Raw genomic sequence first — 21,171 nt, 5'->3', positions numbered from 1 at the left:
CTAGTTTTCAAAATCTGCACAATACTACTTTTAATGGATTCATACATAATATTTTTTCTTTGTTTAGCTGCGTTTGCAGCTGGGTTTATCGATGCAATTGTTGGCGGTGGCGGACTAATCCAAACTCCAATGGGATTAATTTTATTGCCTAATTTGCCAGTTTCGACCGTAATTGGTTCTTTGAAAATACCGGCTTTCAGCGGAACGGCTTTTGCAGCTTTTCAATATTTAAAGAAAGTGGTTATTCAATGGAAACTATTAATCATAATGATGTGTTTGGCAGTTCCATCGGCATTTTTGGGTTCTACCATTTTGACAATGGTAAGCAATGATTTTATGAAACCGCTTTTGCTTGTAGTCTTGTCATTGTTGTTTGTTTATACGTATGCAAAGAAAAATTTTGGTCAGCATGTTGCAAAAGATCATTCGGAAACAACTCAGATTATTTATGCAGTTGTTATTAGTATGATTGTTGGTTTCTATGACGGATTTATAGGCCCAGGAACTGGAAGTTTTTTTGTAGTTGCTTTTATCGCACTTTTAGGTTTTGATTTTTTGCACGCTTCCGCAAATGCTAAAATGGTAAATCTGGCGACTAATTTTGGTTCGATTTGTTTGTTTATGATCAAAGGAAAAATAATCTGGTCAATCGCGATTCCAATGGCGGTAAGCAACGGACTTGGAGGCTGGCTTGGTGCAAAACTGGCAATTAATAAAGGAAATGGTTTTATTAGGATTTTCTTTTTGGTAGTTGTAGTTGGAACGTTGATTCGGTTTGCTTATGATGTGTTTTTTAGGTAAGATGCTAAGGTTCTGATTTTTTTTATTGCTGTGTAGAAAATTTGTGGCATAATCTTAGAACCTTAGCATCTCAGAATCTAAGCAACTTAAAAAAGCCAATTGTTTGTTTAATAGCCCCGATAGAGGCGGTATCCTCGAAGTGGAACGGAGAGATATAGCCGAAAGCGGGAACTATGTCTCAAAAAAATGCCAATTGCCCTGCTTCAAAAAAATACTTAGAACCTTAGTATCTTAGAACCTCAGAACCTTTCTTTTGCATCTTAGGAACTTTCTCTTTAAATTCTTATTTTTGCATAAAAGGAGATAAATTACATGCAGAAATATATTGACCAGCTCAACGAAGCGCAAAGACAACCCGTTCTTAAAAAAGACGGGCCAATGATTATTATTGCTGGTGCAGGTTCGGGAAAAACCCGTGTTTTAACAATTAGGATTGCTTATTTGATGGCTCAAGGTGTTGATGCCTTCAATATTTTGTCGCTGACTTTTACTAACAAAGCCGCCCGTGAAATGAAACACAGGATTTCGGATATTGTAGGAGCGAGTGAAGCAAAAAATCTTTGGATGGGAACATTTCACTCGATTTTCGCGCGTATTCTGCGTGCAGAATCAGATCATTTAGGATATCCTTCCAATTTTACCATTTATGATTCTCAGGATTCGGCCAGACTAATTTCTTCGATTATAAAAGAAATGCAGTTAGACCGCGATATCTATAAACCAAAACAGATTTTAGGTCGTATATCTAGTTATAAAAACAGTTTAATTACAGTAAAAGCGTATTTCAATAATCCAGAATTGGTTGAAGCTGATGCAATGGCAAAAAGACCAAGACTGGGAGAAATTTATCAGCAGTATGTTGAGCGTTGTTTTAAAGCAGGCGCAATGGATTTTGATGATTTATTATTGAAAACTAATGAATTACTGACTCGTTTTCCAGAAGTTTTAGCTAAATATCAAGATCGTTTCCGTTATATTTTGGTTGATGAGTACCAAGATACAAATCACTCTCAGTATTTGATTGTTAGGGCTTTATCAGACAGGTTTCAGAATATTTGTGTGGTTGGTGACGATGCGCAGAGTATTTATGCTTTTCGTGGAGCGAATATCAATAATATTTTGAATTTCCAGAAGGATTATGAAGGCGTAGTAATGTTTCGTTTGGAGCAGAATTACCGTTCAACACGAAATATTGTTGAAGCAGCAAATACGGTTATGGAGCATAACAAAACCAAACTGGATAAAGTGGTTTGGACAGCGAATGATTTTGGACCAAAAATTAAAGTCCACCGAAGTTTGACAGATGCTGAAGAAGGCCGTTTTGTTGCTAGTACCATTTTTGAACAGAAAATGCAAAACCAGCTTCATAATGGGGCTTTTGCAATTTTGTATCGTACGAATGCCCAGTCCCGTGCGATGGAGGATGCTTTGAGAAAACGTGATATTCCGTATCGAATTTACGGCGGATTGTCTTTCTATCAGCGTAAAGAGATCAAAGATGTATTGTGTTATTTGCGTTTGGTAATTAATCCAAAAGACGAAGAAGCGTTAATTCGTGTGATCAATTATCCAGCGCGTGGAATTGGAGATACAACCGTAGAAAAATTGACTATTGCGGCAAACCATTACAAACGTTCGATTTGGGAAGTAATGGTTAATATCGATAAAATTGACTTGAAACTGAATGCTGGAACAAAAAACAAATTGAAAGATTTTGTTACTATGATCCAGAGTTTTCAGGTTATTGATCAAAATCAGGATGCATTTTATATAACAGACCACGTTGCAAAAAAAACAGGTTTAGTTCAAGAATTGAAAAAAGATACTACTCCAGAAGGAATGGCAAAAATTCAGAATATCGAAGAACTTTTAAACGGTATTAAAGATTTTACCGAAGGTCAACGGGAAATTGATGGAGCTAGAGGTGCACTTTCGGAATTTATGGAAGATGTGGCACTAGCAACAGATTTAGATAAAGACACAAATGATGAAGATCGAGTGGCGCTAATGACTATTCACTTAGCGAAAGGACTTGAGTTCCCTCATGTTTTTGTGGTTGGTATGGAAGAAGATTTGTTTCCGAGTGCCATGAGTATGAGTACCAGAAGTGAATTAGAAGAAGAACGTCGATTATTTTATGTAGCTTTAACTCGTGCAGAACATCAAGCGTATTTGACTTATGCGCAGTCGCGTTACCGCTGGGGAAAATTGACTGATAGTGAACCTTCAAGATTTATTGAAGAAATTGATGGTCAATTTTTAGAATATCTAACTCCGTCTGAAAGCAATTATCGTTATAAATCGCCAATTGACGGTGATATTTTTGGAGATGTCGATAAGTCTAAATTAAGACTGGCAAAACCAGTAGGAGGAACACCTCCAAAACATATTACAGATAATAATCCGAAACCAGATCTAAATATTAGAAAATTAAAACCCGTAACAGGAACGAACCCAAATGCCGGTGCTCCCAATTTATTTGACAGCAAATTAACGGTTGGAAACGTGGTCATGCACGAGCGTTTTGGAAAAGGTGAAGTGATTAATTTAGAAGGTGTTGGCGCTGATAAAAAAGCAGAAATCAAATTTGAAGTAGGAGGAATTAAGAAACTTTTGCTGCGATTTGCTAAATTAGATGTAGTAGGTTAAAAAAATATTGTTTCAAGTTTTAGTTTCAGATTATGCAAAGCAACTTGCAACTTGAAACCTGAAACAAAATAAACTAAAAATTATGGCTGAATTCATAAAAATATATCCAGATAAACCTAGTGAAGCTGCAATTGCAAAAGTTGTAAAAGTGCTTCAGAATGGCGGTTTGGTAATTTATCCGACAGATACTGTTTACGGTTTGGGTTGTGATATTACCAATTCTAGAGCGTTGGAAAAAATCGCAAAAATTAAAGGAGTTAAATTAGAGAAAGCAAATTTTTCATTTATTTGTCATGACTTAAGCAACTTATCAGATTATGTCCGTCAGATAGATACGTCGACTTTTAAAATTTTAAAAAGAGCATTGCCGGGGCCTTATACCTTTATTTTACCAGGTAATAATAATTTGCCTAAGGAGTTTAAAAAGAAAACGACTGTGGGGATTCGTGTTCCTGACAATAATATTATATTAGAGATTGTTCGTCAATTAGGAAATCCAGTTGTCTCGACTTCAATTCGTGATGAAGATGATGTAATTGAATATACAACAGATCCGGAATTAATTTTCGAGAAATGGCAAAATCTAGTAGATTTGGTAATCGATGGAGGCTATGGTGATAATGTTGGTTCGACGATTATTGACCTTTCAGAACATGAACCAGTTATCGTGAGAGAAGGTAAAGGCGATATTGATATTTTGTAAGAAAAGAAATAGATTCATTAGGATAATACAAAAAGGTTTGGTTAATTAGCTACTAATTAATCAAACCTTTTGACTTTAATGAAAAAACTACTTACTCTTTTATTTTTGTTTTCTGCGGTCACTATATTTTCGCAAGAGAATCTTAAAGGTAAAATTATAGGCAAAGATAATATGCCGTTAGAAGGAGTAAATGTTTACTATGATGGTACAACAATTTCTACAATTTCAGATGCTGATGGAAAATTTTCTATCAAGTATGAACCTAATGCGAATAGTATTTTAGTGATTAGTTCAATGGGATACCAGACAGAGTATCTGTCGGGATTAGATGTTTCGAAGTTATTAAATATAACGATGAAGATTTCGGAAAATGAACTTAAAGAAGTTGTAGTCAATAATAATCAACAGTTTACAAGAGCTCAGAAATTAAAGTTGTTTAGAGAATATTTTTTGGGAAAAACTAGTAATGCGAAATCAGCTATTATTAAAAATGAAGATGATATTAAATTTAAGTATGATAAAAAGAATTTACTTTTTACAGCCTCTTCAGATAAACCTTTGGTGATTATAAATCCAGCCTTAGGATATAAAATTGATTTTGAATTGGTAATTTTTGAAGTTTCTTTTAATAGATTTAGTATTAATTCAATAGATGCGAGTAAGAATTTTTACGGTGGCGTGAGCCGATTTGAAGAAATTGATAATAGCGCTAAAGTTTTAAAAAAACGAGAAAAAACATATCAGGGATCTCAAATTCAGTTTTTCAGAAATTTAGCAAATACTGATTGGGGGGCAAAGAAATTTTTATTGTTTAAGGATAAATATAATCAGGATCCAACTAAATGCTTCAAAATAACTAAAGAAGGAGATTTTGCAAAAGTAGAATTAATTCCTCAAGATAAAGGTGAGACCACAAATCTAAACTCAAAAAATATGGTAACATATAATCTTCTCTTTGACAAAAAGGAAACATCGAGGATCAGTTTTGAAACAGATAATTTTTATATTTATAAGTATGGAAATAATTCAAATATTCAAGATATACTTTTTTCAGGGAAAATTTCTGAAAAAAGAGTTGGAGATATGTTGCCTTTAAATTATGGGATAGAATAATTGTAATACTGAAAATGGCAACATGCTATATTTGTAAAAAAAAACTGAAATTGTATAAAAGTTAAAAAATAATTCCTAACTTTATTAATAGTTAAAATTTAGTTAGTTGATTAAAAATAATGCTATTCTTGATTTATATTTAATTGGTTATTAAAAAAATTAAGGATACATAAAAGCAGGTCGTAAGACCTGCTTTTTCTGTTTTTATAATATGTAAAACAAGAATTATTTAGCTTGTTTTTTCATTTCTTTTTCAATCATATCGTAGAACTGATCGATTTTTGGCATAACAACAATACGAGTTCTTCTGTTACGCGCTTTGTTTTCTGGAGTGTCATTTGCAACTAATGGTACATATGAACTTCTACCAGCAGCAATTAATTTTGCAGGGTTTACGCCAAGATCATTTGTTAACACACGAACAATAGAAGTAGAACGTTTAACACTTAAATCCCAGTTGTCTAAGATAATTCCGTTGCTTTTGTAAGGAACATCATCAGTGTGTCCTTCAACCATACATTCAAAGTCAGGTTTGTCATTTACAACTTTTGCAACTTTAGCTAAAACAGATTTTGCTTTGTCGCTTACGTCATAACTTCCACTTTTGAATAATAATTTATCAGCGATAGAAATAAATACAACTCCTTTTTCAACATTGATTTCGATATCTGGATCGTTGATTCCAACAGCTCCTTTTAAGCTTGTAACTAATGCTAAAGTTACACTGTCTTTTTTTGTAAGAGCATCTTGAAGTCTTGAGATTTTCAAATCTTTCTCTTTTAAGCTTTCTAGAGATTTTTCAAGGTTTTCAGCTCCTTTAGTAGTTAAAACCGTTAAATCTTTTGAACTATTGATTAAGTCTTGATTGTGTTGTTTGTAGCTTTCAGCTGTAGCAGCTAAACCTGCTTTTTCTTCTAAACAAGAATTTAATTTTACAGTGCAAGAGTTTAATAAATCTTGGGTCTCTTTGTTCTTAGCTTCTAGTGCAGCGTATTGCTTTTTCGATACACACGAAGTTAAGGCCATTAATACTGATAGTGCGATAACTATTTTTCTCATAGGTATTATATTTAATTAAACGTTGATTACAAATTTAGTTTTTAATATTTTGATTACTGTTAAAGATTTCTTTAAAAACCAGTAATTTCTTTATGTAATAAAGGTAAACGACACTTTTTACGGTATAGTATTGCTGTATTTGAAAATCTTTCCTTTTTTTAAGATACTTTAAAGATAGGCAATAAAAAGAGAAATGTGCCTTTAAAATGGCAAAAGTATGACCGAATTTCCCTTGTGTAAGAAAACGGATACCTGCAATACCATCTAAAACCATTCGTAGAAAAATCACCCAAAACAGTCCTCTTTTTGGTAGATTTTTGACAAGCATTAAAAGAGAATTTCGAAAATTCAAATAGGTTTTTTTTGGATTTCCCTGTTGGAGAGTCGCACCGCCAACATGATAAACCAATGACTGATAATTGTACTTAATAATATGTCCTTCATTTAAAGCACGCCAGCACAAATCAATTTCCTCCTGATGTGCAAAAAAGCTTTCGTCAAAACCGCCTAATTCTTGAAAAACATTTTTTCTGATGAAAAAGCAAGCGCCAGAAGCCCAGAATAATTCACAATTATCATCATATTGGTTATTATCTTTTTCGATAGTTTCAAAGACTCTTCCTCTGCAAAATGGATAACCGAATTTATCGATGAAACCACCGGCTGCACCAGCGTATTCAAAATATTCTTTGTTTTTAAAATCACGGATTTTTGGTTGAATAATACCCGTTTGTTTTTCATTATCAAAAGTCTCAAGGATTGGTTTAAGCCAATCTTTGGTTACTTCAATGTCTGAATTGACTAATGCATAAATTTCTGCATCTATATGTTTTAAAGCATCATTATAGCCTTTTGCAAAACCATAATTGCCCGTATTTTTTACAACTTTAACTGTAGGGAAATTTTGTTGAACAAATTCAACTGAAGTATCTGTAGAATCATTGTCGGCAACATATATTGTTGCTCCTTCTGAAAATTGGATAACAGATGGTAAAAATTGCTCTAACAATTTTACTCCGTTCCAATTTAAAATGACAACTGCTATTTTATCCAATAGTTCTTAAATTATTTATTTTAATGGTTTTCTTTATAATCAGGCAGATTTCTTAAAAACTCATATTTTTCGTTTTCAAAATCCATTTGACAATAAAAATGGTTTAGTCCGTTTGTGACATTCAAAAACCGTGCCTGCATTGTCATATTATAACGGGCAATTTGATCAAAAGTTGCCTGAGAAATTTTTACTTCGGGTGCTTTACATTCTACTAGTATGTGTATAGAGCCGTCTGGATTAAAAACTACAACATCATACCTCTTTCTTAACCCGTTGACTTTTAAAACTTTCTCGACATTAATGAGTGATTTAGGGTATTTTTTTTCAATAATCAAATAATGAACAACATGCTGCCGAACCCATTCTTCTGGGGTAAGAATGATAAATTTTTTTCTGATTTCATCAAAAATAGACACTTTATTTTCGCTATTTTTGAATCGGAAAGTGTAAGCTGGGAAATTAAGTTTAAGCATAAAGCAAAAATATAAAATAGTTTCAGGTTTCAGGTTTAAAGTTTCAAGTTTTGGAGCTGGAACCTGAAACTTTAAACTTGAAACAAAATATTTAATGGACGAAGTTGTAAAAATTGTTAACGATATCAAAGCAGGAAATATAAAACCAATTTACTTTTTAATGGGTGAAGAACCTTATTATATAGATAAATTATCGGAGTATATTGAGGAGAATGTTCTTGCCGAAGAAGAGAAAGGTTTTAATCAAACAGTTTTATACGGAAGAGATGTTTCTATTGAAGATATTGTTTCAACGGCCAAGCGCTATCCTATGATGGCTGACCGTCAAGTGGTTATAGTAAAAGAAGCACAAGATTTGTCAAGAAATATTGATAAACTAGAATCATATGCCAATAATCCGATGGAAACTACGGTTTTGGTTTTTTGTTATAAATACAAAACGCTTGACAAACGTAAGAAAGTAACGAAGGTATTGGCTCAAAATGGTTTGGTTTACGAAAGCAAAAAATTATACGAAAACCAGGTAGGAGACTGGATTAAACGCGTTCTAGCGGGAAAAAAATACACAATTGACCCAAAAGCAAACGCAATGCTGGTTGAATTTTTAGGAACAGATTTAAGTAAAATTAATAACGAACTTGAAAAACTGCAAATTATTTTGCCACAAGGAACCATGATTACGCCACAACATATTGAGGAAAATATTGGTTTTAGTAAAGATTATAATGTCTTCGAATTGCGAAAAGCAATTGGCGAACGTAATCAATTGAAAGCTTATAAAATAGCAGAGAATTTTGCACATAATCCTAAAGAATATCCTTTAGTAATGACGACTGGGTTAGTATTTGGGTTCTTCGTACAGCTTTTAAAATATCATGGTTTAAAAGATAAAAATCCAAAAAATGTCGCTGCAGCAATTGGAGTCAATCCATATTTCTTGAAAGAATATGATTTAGCGGTTAAAAATTATCCAATGCGAAAAGTAAGTCAGATTGTTGGCGCTTTGCGGGATATTGATGTTAAGAGTAAAGGTGTGGGGGCCAATGCTTTGCCTCAATCAGATTTACTTAAAGAAATGCTGTATAAAATATTTAATTAAGCCATTAAAATTCACGATATTTGCGTTTCTAAAAATTTTACTACTTAAAAATAATTACACAATTATGGGAATGAATAAAAATACCGTTTTAGGATGGGCTACTTTTATAATGGTACTTATGGGATTGTTGCTTATAGGTCTTGGTATTTTTAGATACAGTGAAGTATCAGGCTGGGGATTTGCTGCTGTTGGAGTTGGTTTTTTAGCTAATGCTTGGGTATTCAATGCTTTAAAAGGCAGGGTTTAATTTTCAATAGTAGTTGCAAAAATAATTTGCAATGTCAATATCATATCTAATTAAATAATTAAAATAAAATATAGAAAATGTCAGACGATAAGAAAGTAATTTTCTCAATGCAGAAATTGAGTAAAACCTATCAGGGAGCAGACAAACCGGTACTTAAAAATATTTATTTGAGTTTCTTTTACGGAGCTAAAATTGGTATTTTGGGACTTAACGGTTCTGGAAAATCTTCTCTTTTAAAAATTATTGCAGGGGTTGATAAAAATTATCAAGGTGATGTAGTTTTTCAGCCTGGTTACACTGTTGGTTATTTAGAGCAGGAACCAATTCTTGATGATTCTAAAACAGTAATCGAAATTGTTCGTGAAGGAGCTGCAGAAACTATGGCAGTTTTAGAAGAATATAATCAAATTAATGATTTATTTGGTCTTGAAGAAAACTATTCAGATCCAGATAAAATGGATAAATTGATGGACCGTCAAGCAGCGTTGCAAGACAAAATTGATGCTCTTGGTGCTTGGGAAATCGATACAAAATTAGAAATTGCAATGGATGCTTTACGTACACCTGAAGGTGATACGCCAATTAAAAACCTTTCTGGTGGAGAGCGTCGTCGTGTAGCTTTATGTCGTTTGTTATTGCAACAGCCTGATGTATTGCTTCTGGATGAGCCTACCAACCACCTTGATGCTGAGTCAGTTCTATGGTTAGAGCAACATTTGGCGCAATATGCAGGAACTGTAATTGCTGTAACGCACGACCGTTATTTCTTGGATAATGTTGCTGGTTGGATTCTTGAGTTGGATAGAGGAGAAGGTATCCCGTGGAAGGGGAATTATTCTTCTTGGTTAGATCAAAAATCAAGCCGTATGGCTCAAGAAGAAAAAGTGGCTTCTAAACGTAGAAAAACTTTAGAGCGTGAGTTGGAGTGGGTTCGTCAAGGCGCTAAAGGTCGCCAGACTAAACAAAAAGCACGTTTGCAGAACTACGACAAATTATTAAATGAAGATCAAAAACAATTAGATGAAAATCTAGAAATCTATATCCCGAACGGTCCACGTTTAGGAACTAATGTAATTGAAGCTAAAAACGTTGCAAAAGCTTTTGGTGAAAAATTACTTTATGATAATTTGAATTTTACTTTACCACAAGCTGGAATTGTTGGAATTATCGGACCAAACGGTGCTGGTAAATCTACCATTTTCAAAATGATCATGGGTGAACAAGCTACTGACAGTGGAGAATTTTCAGTTGGTGAAACTGTGAAAATTGCTTACGTAGATCAGTCGCACTCTAATATTGATCCGAATAAATCTATTTGGGAAAACTTTGCTGACGGTCAGGAATTGGTTATGATGGGAGGAAAGCAAGTGAATTCTAGAGCTTATTTATCTCGTTTTAACTTTGGTGGTGGAGAGCAGAATAAAAAAGTTTCTATGTTGTCAGGTGGTGAACGTAACCGTTTGCACTTAGCAATGACTTTGAAAGAAGAAGGAAACGTACTTTTACTGGATGAGCCTACGAATGATCTTGATGTAAACACACTTCGTGCATTGGAAGAAGGTTTGGAAAATTTTGCTGGTTGTGCTGTAATTATTTCTCACGACAGATGGTTCTTGGATAGAATTTGTACGCATATCTTAGCTTTTGAAGGAGATTCTGAAGTTTATTTCTTTGAAGGAAGTTTCTCTGATTATGAAGAAAACAAAAAGAAACGTCTTGGTGGTGATTTAACTCCAAAACGTTTGAAATACAGAAAATTGATTAGATAATCAAAATCTAAATTTTCAATAAAAAATCCCAAATTCCAATTTTATCGGAGTTTGGGATTTTTCTATTTTGTATGTTTTTGCGTTAAGTTTGTCATTTTCGACGAAGGAGAAATCTCCACGAGAAGCTCTACAAAGATTGGCTTATTGGAACGGAGTTACTTGCGAAGATTTCTCCTTCGTCGAAATGATAATATTGTGCAAAATGAAATTTAAAATTTAAAGAAACTTACTTTTTAATTCCGGAGTTGGAATCATACAGCTTTCTTTTTTGCCGTACCAATTGTATCTTTTTTTTGCAACATAATCGTAAATGAAATCACTAATAAAAATGGGCACAATTCTAAAGATTAAAATCAGTTTCCAAAGTCCGCCAAAATTTTTGCCAATTTCAATAACAGCAGAAGATTTATAAAAATAGGCAGTTCCAGGATCATATAGAATAATGCTGTCCATTTTCGAAAAACTAATTCCTAAGTTTTTACAAATTGAAATTCCTAATTCTGATTGCAATGCTACAAATCTAAAAATATCTTTTTTGTCGTTCTTGATAATAAATTGAACAGCCGAATCACAGAGATTGCAAACTCCATCAAAGAGAATTATTTTTTTATTTTTTGCAGTCGTTGCGAGGAACGAAGCAATCTCATTATACTTTTCCATATTGCATTAGATAGTCATTATATTCTCAATCTCTTCAAATAAATCTTTCCACGTTGGATTTAATGAACGAATTAAATTGTTTTTTGCTTCTCGTGATCCAGCCTTTATTTGTTTTTCTCTTGTTATAGCGTCTTCAATCCATTGGAATTGTTCGTAATAAACTAAAATATTTACATTATAACGAGCTGAGAATGATTTTGGATATTTTTTATTTTTATGCTCTAGAATTCTTTTTGGAAGATTAGAGGTAACACCAGTGTAAACAACTGTTTGATATTTATTAGTAATTATATATACAAATCCAGGTTTCATTATTTTTAATTTAATCGCTGCCGAAAAATACTGACTATTAATAGTGCGGTTGCTTCGTTCCTCGCAATGACAAAACTAAGTATAATTTGTAATATTTTTATTATATATTATTTAAAGCTATTGAATTTAATTTTAGAATAAATTTTATAAATCGTAATCGGTTTTAATAAATTGGTTTAAACGGGTTTTTAGAAAACAAACAACTCTTTTATTATAATTTTAAAAACAACTCTTTAAATCGCTTTATTTTGATTTTGGTTGAAAATTTCCAATTTTAAGATCTGAAAACTGCGCCTGTGACTGATAGCTTTATTTTTTTGCAGCTTCTACTAATTCCAATTCATCCAAACTTACTTTCGAAGTGAAAATTCCGTAATTTACTGTTGCTTTATTTTTTTCGATCGAATCAATACTTCCAATTGACCTTCCATCTAACATTCTAACACGATCGCCAACCTTTAAAATTGGTTTTGGTTTTTCAACAACAGGTTTAAGTTTCTTTTCTTTTTTTTCTTGACGAATTTCTTCAACTTTTACTTGAACTTCAGCAATGATTTCTTTTTGTTTTTCAACTTTTGCCTTAACTTCTTTTGGAGTTGCTTTTTTTCGTTTTGAATTTTCAATTTCGACAATTTTTAAAAATTCACCAATAAGTTCTTTTTTGTTTTTGTTGTTGAAATACTTTTCGGAAATATCATCAATCTTCTGTCCAATGTAAATTATCTTCTGGTTACTGTCGTATAATTCCTGATAGCTTTCCAGTTTTTGTTGAATTCTCGTATTGATGTTTTCCATCTTTTTGCTTTCCTCACGCGCACGAGTTTCTTCCTCTTTCAAATTCAAAGAAGTTTTTTCGAGCTTCGATCTTTCTTTTTGAAGTGTCGCAATAGTTTTGTCAAAACGAACTTTTCCGACTTCAATTTTCTTTTTTGCACGATTGATTAATCCAAAGGGAATTCCATTTTTTTGAGCAACTTCAAAAGTAAAAGAACTTCCTGCCTGGCCTAAAGCCAGTTTATACATTGGTTCTAATGACTTTTCGTCAAACATCATATTGGCATTTGTAGCAAAAGGCAATTCGTTTGCAAGAATTTTTAAATTAGAATAATGCGTTGTGATAATTCCGAAAGCTTCACGATGATAAAATTCTTCTAAGAAAATTTCAGCTAAAGCACCTCCCAATTCTGGATCTGAACCTGTACCAAATTCATCAATTAAAAACATGGTTTTCTTGTTACATTTTTTTAAGAAATAATTCATGTTTTTTAAACGGTAACTATAAGTACTTAAATGATTTTCAATAGATTGATTGTCTCCAATATCAGTTAAAATTCGATCAAACAAGAAAGTTTCGCTTCTTTCATGAACCGGAATCAAAATTCCAGACTGAAGCATTAACTGTAATAATCCAACCGTTTTTAAGGAAATAGTTTTTCCTCCGGCATTTGGTCCAGAAATTACAATAATTCGGTTTTCTTGTTTTAGTTCAATTGTCTGAGGATGCGTAATTTCTTTTTTCTCCTTATTATTAAGGTATAAAATAGGGTGATATGCTTCTCTAAAAAACAATCTTCTTTCTTCAGTGATGGTTGGTAAAATTCCATTGATTCGGTTGGCATATTTTGCTTTTCCGGCAACGACATCAATGTCACTCAAAAAATCTTGATATTCAACTAATAAAGGTAAAAACGGTCGAATTACATTTGATAAATTTTTTAGAATTCTCGTAATTTCTTCCTTTTCTTCATACTCTAAATTCGCTAATTCTCTTGAATATTTTAAAGTAGCTTCTGGTTCAATATAAGCAATGCTTCCGGTTTTGGAACTTCCTAAAATTGAGCCTTTTACTTTACGGCGGTACATTGCCAAAACCGCTAAAACTCTACGGTTTTGCACAAAACTTTCTTTAATATCATCCAAATAACCCAAGCCGTTGTACTGAGTTAAAGCCACACCAAAACTTTGGTTTACTTTACCTCGAACTAAATTCATATTCTGACGAATGCTGGCTAAAGCTGGTGAAGCATTGTCTTTTATTTCTCCGTATTTATCGACGATGGCATCAATTGCTGTGATAATATCTTTTGTCAATTCAACACGAGAAGCTCTCGCATTTAAATTTGGATAATAATCATCGAACTTTCTTAAAAAGTTAAGCAAGAAATTTGTTGTTGACGAAAGATTAGCGATTTTTCTAAAACTTCCAACTTCAAGGAAACTATCTTCAATAGCTAAAAATTTGATTTCGTGCGTGATGGCGTCAAAACCATGATTCGGAATTGCGTTATTATTTTGAAATGAAGACACATATTCTGATGTCTGCATTAAAGACTGCATCAAGGTTTCTTTATCTCTGAAAGGTGTTATTTGTAAAGCTTTTTCTTTTCCAATGTCTGTGTTGCAGCCTGCTGAAATTGTTTCAAGCACTGTTGGAAATTGTAAATCTTGTAATGTTTTTTCTGTAATAGATATCATTATATATTGTGAGTTGTAAAGATTTCAAAGTTACAAAGTTTTAAAACGAAATTGCACTAATAATTGGCAGTTTGAGTAAAACTTTGCGTAATTTGTAATAAAATTTTAAAATGAAAATTAAATTATCCTCAGATTGGCAAACAGTTTTAAAAGACGAGATTCAAAAACCGTACTTCACTGAATTAATGGATGCTTTGGATATCGAATATAAAACGCATACTTGTTATCCGCCGGCCGAATTGATTTTTTCAGCTTTTAACAATTGCACTTTTGAGGATTTAAAAGTTGTAATTATTGGTCAGGATCCTTATCATGGAGAAGGAGAGGCCAATGGTTTAAGTTTTTCTGTAAATGATGATGTCAAAATTCCACCTTCGCTTCGTAATATTTTCAGAGAAATAAACACCGATTTTCATTCGATTTTTATGCCAACATCTGGAAATCTCGAAAAATGGGCACAGCAAGGCGTTTTACTTTTGAATGCGTCATTGACCGTAAGAAAAGACAGTCCAAATAGTCATAAACATTTAAAATGGAATCTTTTTACAGATGCTGTTATTCAAACTATTTCTGACCAAAAAGAAAATGTTGTTTTCCTTTTATGGGGAAGCTTCGCGCAGAAAAAAGGCTTGAAAATTGATCGCTCAAAACACTATGTTTTAGAGTCTGGACATCCTTCGCCAATGAGTGCTAATCAGGGAAAATGGTTTGGGAATAAACATTTCAGCAAAACAAATGAATTTTTGAAATCGAAGAAAATTAAAGAAATTGATTGGTTGTGAAACACTAATTACACCGATTTACACGAATTTTTCATAATCTTGTCATTTCGAGGAACGAGAAATCTTCGCAAGTAACTCCGTAACTAAAACGCAATCTTTGTCGAGCTTCTAGTGAGGATTTCTCGTTCCTCGAAATGACAAAAAGCTTGATAAATTAATATCTTATAGACTATTTATCTTCAGGTTTCTTGATAATCTCTTCTAAAACAGCTTTGTTTTCAAAATTCACCACTTTTAAGATAATCTCTTGATTTTTAGCTGTTTTTCCTTCAATGATATAAAGTTTTCCTTTTTTGAATGGAACATTGCTTTGGTCAAAATCAACATCTCCATAAGTTAAAGTATTTTTAATATCGGCAGTATCGATCCATTTTTCGTTTAAAGTTTGAATTGCTTTATCTGAATATTGAAAAGGTTTTGTTCTCAAATTGTTTAAAACTCTAGCATTCGGAAAGTAATTGCATCGCGTGTCTTTTCCGCTAAATACAAGGGCTACAAAAAAGCATCCCATAACCAAACCAATCAAATAATATGCAAAACGGTGTACGAACTTCATGAAATAAATTTTTTGCAAAGGTACATTAAAGTTCCTTTAAAATACAAGTAAATTAATATCGTTGTCTGGCAAATCAAACCAGTCGCCAATTGCTTTATTTGTCAAGATTCCATGATACAAATAAATTCCGTTTTTAAGCCCTTTATTGCATCTGATTGCGCTTTCTATACCACCATCTTCGGCTATCTGATGCAGGTAAGGTGTCAGGATGTTACTTATTGATAATGAGGCTGTTTTGGAATAACGAGAAGGGATATTTGGCACACAATAGTGTAAAACATTGTTTTTAATGAAGGTAGGTTTTTCATGTGTGGTTACTTCAGAACTTTCAAAACATCCACCAGTATCAATGCTGACGTCAACAATAACGGCACCTTTTTTCATGTGTTCTACCATAGTTTCAGTAACTACAATTGGACAACGTTCCTTACCACGCATCGCACCAATAGCGACATCACAGCGTCTTAAAGCTTTTAAAAGGCCTTTTTGCTGAATAGTTGAAGTGAAAATTCGCTGATTCAAATTATTTTGTAAACGGCGTAATTTTGTAATCGAATTATCAAAAACTTTTACGTTTGCACCAAGTCCAATTGCGGTTTTTGCAGCAAATTCACCAACTGTTCCTGCTCCTAAAATTACAACTTCAGTAGGAGGAACTCCAGTAATATTTCCAAATAAAAGCCCTTTTCCGAATTCATCTGTAATCATTAATTCGGCAGCAATTAGTATAGAAGCAGTTCCGGCAATTTCGCTTAAAGATTTTACAGCTGGGTAGGATCCGTCTTCATCTTTAATATATTCAAAAGCGAGAGCAGTAATTTTCTTTTGTGCCAAAGCCTCAAAATACTCTTTCTTTTTGGTTTTCAATTGAATAGCAGAAATGATAACCGTTTCTGGATTTATCATTTTAATTTCGGCTAACGTCGGTGGTTCTACTTTTAGTAAAAACGGACAGCCAAAAACTCTTTTTGTATCTTTTGTAATTTCTGCACCAGCATCAGCATATTCCTTATCAGTATAACTCGAACTTTCGCCCGCGCCAGATTCAATCATAACGCGATGTCCTTCATAAGTTAGGGAATTTACGGCATCTGGAGTAAGGCAAATACGGCGTTCCTGATAACTTGTTTCCTTAGGAATTCCTATAAAAAGTTCTCTTTTAAAACGACCAACCTCAAGTTTTTCTTCCTGTGGCAGTAATTGTTGTTTTGTAAATGGAGTTAACGTGATTGACATGGGTTGTGCAAAAATTAAAGGTACAAATTACGTAAAAAGATTTAAAATTAGTGTAAAAATTCTGCTAATACTGTAATGACAATGTTAAGATATTTTTTTCTCCATTTTTATATCCGCTCTTTCGTAAATGCCCATTTCTAAAGGGATTTCTTTGAAACCGAATTTTCTATACAAATGAATTGCCGGAAGTAAAATAGTATTAGAATATAAAATGAGTGTTTTGATATTGTTTTCTTTGGCCACATTAAAGCAATGTTCAAGAAGTTTGGTACCAATTCCTAAGCCTTGCGCAGTATCTGAAACTGCCATTTTACTTAATTCAAATGTTGAATTACCAACTTTCATTAAAGAAGCTGTCCCTAGAATTTCATTATTATATCTGGCATAGAAAATCATGCCACCTTTATCGATAATTTCTTCCTGCGGATTTGAGAGTGTGAGTTTGTCTTTTTCTTCGACTTTGAAATATTTTTCTAGCCAGGCAATATTTAAAGTTTTGATATGCTCTTTTAAATCGGAGGAAAAAGGGATTATTTCTAGTGTATTTTGGGTATTCATGATAATATTAGTTGTTTCACAGAGATACACGAAGTTTTTGCAGGGCAACACAAAGAATTAGTAAAAAAGCTCTGCGAATCTCCGTGAAATCTTCGAGAATCTCTGTGGAATTTTAAACTAGCTCTAAGCTTCTTTTTCCATCCGTCAATAACTCAATGGTAACTGTAGAATATTCTTCAGGAAGCAAATTTGCGATTTTTTCAGACCATTCAATAAAACACCAATTTCCAGAATATAAATAATCATCAACGCCCATATCAAGCGCTTCGGTTTCTTTGTTTAATCTGTAAAAATCAAAATGGTAAACGATTTGATTGTTAGAGGTATAATATTCATTAACTAAAGAAAAGGTTGGACTGCTGGTTGCGTCCTGAACTCCTAAACTTTTGCATAGTTGTTTGATTAAAGTTGTTTTCCCAACGCCCATTTCTCCATTAAAAAGAATGATCTTTTTAGGATTTGAATCTAATATTTGATTGGCAACTTCTTGAATTTGATCTAATGAAAAAGCGATGTTCATTTTTTATGTCTATTTATATATAAGTCTCAGTCGCAGTATTCAGTTTCCAGAATGAGACTGGATACTGCGACTGAAAACTTTTTTTTATTTCGGATTAAATACCAAAAACGGAATAATCATTTCTTCTAACGAAATGCCACCGTGCTGGTAGGTGTTTTTGTAATAACTCACATAATGATTGTAGTTGTTTACATACGCCAAGAAAAAATCATTTTTGGCAAAAATAAACGAACTGCTCATATTTATTGCTGGTAAGCCAATTGTTTTCGGTTCTTTTACCACATAAACATCCTTTTGCTCGTACGTTAAACTGCGTCCTGTTTTGTAACGCAAATTTAAGCTTGTATTTTTATCTCCAACAACTTTTGAAGGGTTTTTTACATTTATTGTTCCGTGATCTGTGGTTAGAATTAATTTGAAACCCAAAAGCTGTGCTTGCTGTATAATCTCTAATAAAGGAGAATTTTTAAACCAACTCAAAGTCAATGAACGATAGGCTTTATCATCAGAAGCTAATTCTTTAACTACTTCCATTTCGGTTTTAGCGTGTGAAAGCATGTCTACAAAGTTGTAAACAACTGTAACCAAGTCATTTTCTTTTAAAGCTCTAAAGTTTTCTGCCAATTTTTTTCCACCCGCATAATTGGTGATTTTAAAATAATCTTCTTTAAGGTTTAATCCTAAACGTTTTAATTGAGCTGAAAGGAACTCTGCTTCATAAAGGTTTTTACCGCCATCTTCAACATCATTTTTCCAATATTGCGGAAATTGTTTTTCCATTTCAATTGGTAATAAGCCTGAGAAAATAGCATTTCTAGCATATTGTGTAGCGGTTGGTAAAATAGAGAAATAGGGAACTTCTTTTTCTAATTTGTAATAGTTAGAAACAACCGTTTCAAATGATTTCCATTGATCGTAACGTAAATTATCAATCACAACAAATAAAACGGGTTTGTCTTTCTTTTTAAGTTCTGGAACGACCAATTCTTTAAATAAATTGTGGGATTGAATTGGCTTATCCGCTTTGGGAGCAAACCAGTCTTCATAATTTCTTTCAATATATTTTCCGAATTGAGAATTGGCTTCAACTTTTTGAGATTCAAGAATTTCGATCATCGCCGTATCATTGATATCTTCTAATTTTAATTCCCAAAAAAGCAGTTTTTTATACAATTCAACCCAGTCTTCATACGAATTGACCATGGCTAACTCCATCGAAATTTTTCTGAATTCTTTCTGGTAATCTAGAGTTGTTTTTTCAGTAATCAATCTCGAATCGTCCAAATTCTTCTTTAAACTCAATAAAATCTGATTTGGATTTACGGGTTTTATCAAGTAATCAGCGATTTTAGAACCAATCGCTTCTTCCATTATATATTCTTCTTCGCTTTTGGTGATCATAATCATCGGAATGGCCGATTTTTTTTCCTTCATTTCCGAAAGTGTTTCCAAACCGCTCATTCCGGGCATATTTTCATCCAAAAAAACAATATCAAAATTATCTTCTTCGAATAAAGTAATTGCATCAAGGCCATTGTTGCAAGTAGTTACCGAGTAGTTTTTCTTCTCCAGAAATAATATATGTGGTTTCAAAAGATCGATTTCATCATCGACCCAAAGTATTTTTATCTTATCCATAAACAAAATTAATTTTAATGCAATTTAGAGCTATAGAACTTAAAAAGTATTAAAAATAGTATAAATTTCAGAAAAACGAAACCTAATTTTTAGATAAAATCTTTTTGAATATTAAGTATTTGTCTCAAAATCAGTTGAATTTAATGTCAACTTTTAAATGAAAAAGTATAGTTATTTACTTATATTTGTTGACCTAAAAATAACCAAATAGTGACTCATATTAATAAGTTAAAAATATTCAATGATCCCATTTACGGGTTTATTACAATCCCGAACGAACTTATTTACGACCTAATTCAGCATCCATATTTTCAGCGTTTACGCCGTATTTCGCAAATGGGACTGTCGTATTTGGTTTATCCAGGAGCTAATCATACACGTTTTCATCATGCATTAGGTTGCATGCATTTAATGCAGAAAGTTGTTGATACACTTCGTTTTAAAGGTGTTGCAATATCATCAGAAGAGGAAAATGCTTTACTGATTGCCATTTTATTGCATGATATTGGTCACGGACCATTCTCGCACGCGATGGAAAAAAGTATTGTTGAAGATGTAAATCATGAAGCGATTTCGTTATTATTTATGCATCAATTAAATGATGAATTTGACGGAAGACTTAGTTTGGCTATTAAGGTTTTTAAAGGTGAATATCATCGAAAATTCATGTTGCAATTGATTTCAAGTCAATTAGATATGGATCGAATGGATTATTTAAAACGTGATAGTTTTTACACAGGAGTTGCTGAAGGTAATGTAAATTCGGAACGACTGATTCAGATGATGAATGTAGTTGCTGATGTATTGGTTATAGAAGAAAAAGGAATTTATTCGGTTGAAAAATTTCTGCTTTCCAGACGTTTAATGTATTGGCAAGCTTATTTGCATAAAACAAGTTTAGTGGCCGAGTTAATTTTGATGAAAGTCTTAAAAAGAGCAAAAGAACTGACTCTTAAAGGGATGATACTTCCTTGCAGTGAACCGCTTTTGTATTTTATGCAAAACAAAATCACGCTTGAAGATTTTGATGCCGAAAAACTAGATCTTTTTTCGCAATTAGACGATTTTGACATTATAAGTGCCTTAAAAGCATGGCAAAGACAAGATGATTTTATACTTTCGACATTAAGTAAAATGATCATTAACAGGGATTTGCTTAAAATAAAAATGAGTGCAGAAAAAATTCCGTTGGAAGAATCTCAATCTTTAAAAGAAGAATTTGCAGAAGATCATCATATTTCAGCAGTAGATGCCGGTTATTTTATTTTTAGAGGAAAAATTAAAAACCAAGCCTATAGTAAAGCAGCTGAACCGATACGAATTTTGAAAAAAGATAAAACAATTGAAGATGTTGTAGAAGCCTCTGATCAGCTGAATTTGAAATCGTTATCTAAATTGGTAACAAAATATTACATCTGTTTTCCAAAACAACTTATCTAAAATTAACATTTAAAATCTATTTTTTAT

20 protein-coding genes are annotated in these 21,171 nt (G+C 32.7%); 9 read left to right on the top strand and 11 right to left on the bottom strand.

Annotated features, from left to right (window positions below; genetic code table 11):
* Positions 1-33: 33 nt before the first annotated feature.
* From EV145_RS04320 to EV145_RS04305, 4 genes are all read left to right on the top strand, one after another.
* Positions 34-801, top strand: coding sequence for a sulfite exporter TauE/SafE family protein (locus EV145_RS04320; protein ID WP_133524000.1), 768 nt, complete (start codon positions 34-36; stop codon positions 799-801).
* 312 nt (positions 802-1,113) lie between these two features.
* Positions 1,114-3,450 (top strand): ATP-dependent helicase, encoded by a 2,337-nt coding sequence (locus EV145_RS04315; RefSeq protein ID WP_133523999.1) that lies wholly within the window; start codon positions 1,114-1,116, stop codon positions 3,448-3,450.
* 82 nt (positions 3,451-3,532) lie between these two features.
* Positions 3,533-4,153 (top strand): L-threonylcarbamoyladenylate synthase, encoded by a 621-nt coding sequence (locus tag EV145_RS04310; protein WP_127340013.1) that lies wholly within the window; start codon positions 3,533-3,535, stop codon positions 4,151-4,153.
* Between the two features lie 78 nt (positions 4,154-4,231).
* Positions 4,232-5,266, top strand: coding sequence for a carboxypeptidase-like regulatory domain-containing protein (locus EV145_RS04305; RefSeq protein ID WP_133523998.1), 1,035 nt, complete (start codon positions 4,232-4,234; stop codon positions 5,264-5,266).
* A gap of 225 nt (positions 5,267-5,491) precedes the next feature.
* On the opposite strand, the gene EV145_RS04300 is transcribed toward EV145_RS04305, so the two are convergent.
* From EV145_RS04300 to EV145_RS04290, 3 genes are read right to left on the bottom strand one after another with little or no spacing between them, the layout of a single operon-like run.
* Positions 5,492-6,325 (bottom strand): flagellar motor protein MotB, encoded by an 834-nt coding sequence (locus tag EV145_RS04300; protein ID WP_133523997.1) that lies wholly within the window; start codon positions 6,323-6,325, stop codon positions 5,492-5,494.
* Positions 6,326-6,359: 34 nt separating this feature from the next.
* Positions 6,360-7,379 (bottom strand): glycosyltransferase family 2 protein, encoded by a 1,020-nt coding sequence (locus EV145_RS04295; RefSeq protein WP_133523996.1) that lies wholly within the window; start codon positions 7,377-7,379, stop codon positions 6,360-6,362.
* A 20-nt stretch (positions 7,380-7,399) separates the two neighbouring features.
* On the bottom strand, positions 7,400-7,852 hold the full coding sequence (locus EV145_RS04290) for a type I restriction enzyme HsdR N-terminal domain-containing protein (RefSeq protein ID WP_133523995.1): 453 nt from the start codon (positions 7,850-7,852) through the stop codon (positions 7,400-7,402).
* Between the two features lie 94 nt (positions 7,853-7,946).
* Here EV145_RS04290 and holA point away from each other — a divergent pair, with 94 nt between their 5' ends.
* From holA to ettA, 3 genes are all read left to right on the top strand, one after another.
* Positions 7,947-8,951, top strand: coding sequence for a DNA polymerase III subunit delta (gene holA, locus EV145_RS04285; protein ID WP_133523994.1), 1,005 nt, complete (start codon positions 7,947-7,949; stop codon positions 8,949-8,951).
* Positions 8,952-9,021: 70 nt separating this feature from the next.
* Positions 9,022-9,198, top strand: a complete 177-nt coding sequence (locus tag EV145_RS04280) for a CAL67264 family membrane protein (protein ID WP_243739209.1) — start codon at positions 9,022-9,024, stop codon at positions 9,196-9,198.
* A 77-nt stretch (positions 9,199-9,275) separates the two neighbouring features.
* Entirely contained in the window at positions 9,276-10,967 is a 1,692-nt protein-coding gene (ettA, locus tag EV145_RS04275) for an energy-dependent translational throttle protein EttA (protein WP_035680920.1), read from the top strand.
* A 216-nt stretch (positions 10,968-11,183) separates the two neighbouring features.
* Here ettA and EV145_RS04270 read toward each other — a convergent pair whose 3' ends face one another.
* The 3 genes from EV145_RS04270 to EV145_RS04260 all read right to left on the bottom strand — a co-directional run bounded on the left by EV145_RS04270 (position 11,184) and on the right by EV145_RS04260 (position 14,414).
* Positions 11,184-11,627: a thiol-disulfide oxidoreductase DCC family protein gene (locus EV145_RS04270; protein ID WP_133523992.1), complete on the bottom strand. Its 444-nt coding sequence runs from the start codon at positions 11,625-11,627 to the stop codon at positions 11,184-11,186.
* Between the two features lie 6 nt (positions 11,628-11,633).
* The gene (locus EV145_RS04265; RefSeq protein ID WP_133523991.1) at positions 11,634-11,939 is read right to left on the bottom strand and encodes a GIY-YIG nuclease family protein; all 306 of its coding nucleotides are present in this window, start codon (positions 11,937-11,939) and stop codon (positions 11,634-11,636) included.
* A 309-nt stretch (positions 11,940-12,248) separates the two neighbouring features.
* Entirely contained in the window at positions 12,249-14,414 is a 2,166-nt protein-coding gene (locus tag EV145_RS04260; protein ID WP_133523990.1) for an endonuclease MutS2, read from the bottom strand.
* A gap of 110 nt (positions 14,415-14,524) precedes the next feature.
* Between EV145_RS04260 and EV145_RS04255 the strand changes: the two genes are divergently transcribed.
* Entirely contained in the window at positions 14,525-15,196 is a 672-nt protein-coding gene (locus EV145_RS04255) for a uracil-DNA glycosylase (RefSeq protein WP_133523989.1), read from the top strand.
* 169 nt (positions 15,197-15,365) lie between these two features.
* Here the strand turns inward: EV145_RS04255 and EV145_RS04250 are convergent, their stop codons facing one another.
* The 5 genes from EV145_RS04250 to EV145_RS04230 form a co-directional block, all read right to left on the bottom strand.
* On the bottom strand, positions 15,366-15,752 hold the full coding sequence (locus EV145_RS04250; RefSeq protein ID WP_133523988.1) for a DUF4258 domain-containing protein: 387 nt from the start codon (positions 15,750-15,752) through the stop codon (positions 15,366-15,368).
* Between the two features lie 36 nt (positions 15,753-15,788).
* A complete protein-coding gene (locus EV145_RS04245; protein WP_133523987.1) occupies positions 15,789-16,988 on the bottom strand; it encodes an alanine dehydrogenase in 1,200 nt (399 codons plus the stop codon).
* An 84-nt stretch (positions 16,989-17,072) separates the two neighbouring features.
* Positions 17,073-17,546, bottom strand: a complete 474-nt coding sequence (locus tag EV145_RS04240) for a GNAT family N-acetyltransferase (protein WP_133523986.1) — start codon at positions 17,544-17,546, stop codon at positions 17,073-17,075.
* A gap of 112 nt (positions 17,547-17,658) precedes the next feature.
* Positions 17,659-18,066: a tRNA (adenosine(37)-N6)-threonylcarbamoyltransferase complex ATPase subunit type 1 TsaE gene (gene tsaE / locus EV145_RS04235; protein ID WP_133523985.1), complete on the bottom strand. Its 408-nt coding sequence runs from the start codon at positions 18,064-18,066 to the stop codon at positions 17,659-17,661.
* Positions 18,067-18,150: 84 nt separating this feature from the next.
* Complete coding sequence (locus EV145_RS04230; RefSeq protein WP_133523984.1) at positions 18,151-19,704, bottom strand: bifunctional response regulator/alkaline phosphatase family protein; 1,554 nt, start codon at positions 19,702-19,704, stop codon at positions 18,151-18,153.
* Positions 19,705-19,914: 210 nt separating this feature from the next.
* On the opposite strand from EV145_RS04230, the gene EV145_RS04225 reads away from it, so the two are divergent.
* The gene (locus tag EV145_RS04225) at positions 19,915-21,144 is read left to right on the top strand and encodes an HD domain-containing protein (protein ID WP_133523983.1); all 1,230 of its coding nucleotides are present in this window, start codon (positions 19,915-19,917) and stop codon (positions 21,142-21,144) included.
* Positions 21,145-21,171 lie beyond the last annotated feature (27 nt).

The organism is Flavobacterium sp. 245 (genome assembly GCF_004362055.1).
Classification (GTDB): domain Bacteria; phylum Bacteroidota; class Bacteroidia; order Flavobacteriales; family Flavobacteriaceae; genus Flavobacterium.
The sequence above is the reverse complement of the archived record's forward strand: the minus strand, read 5'-3'. Positions and strand labels throughout refer to the sequence as shown.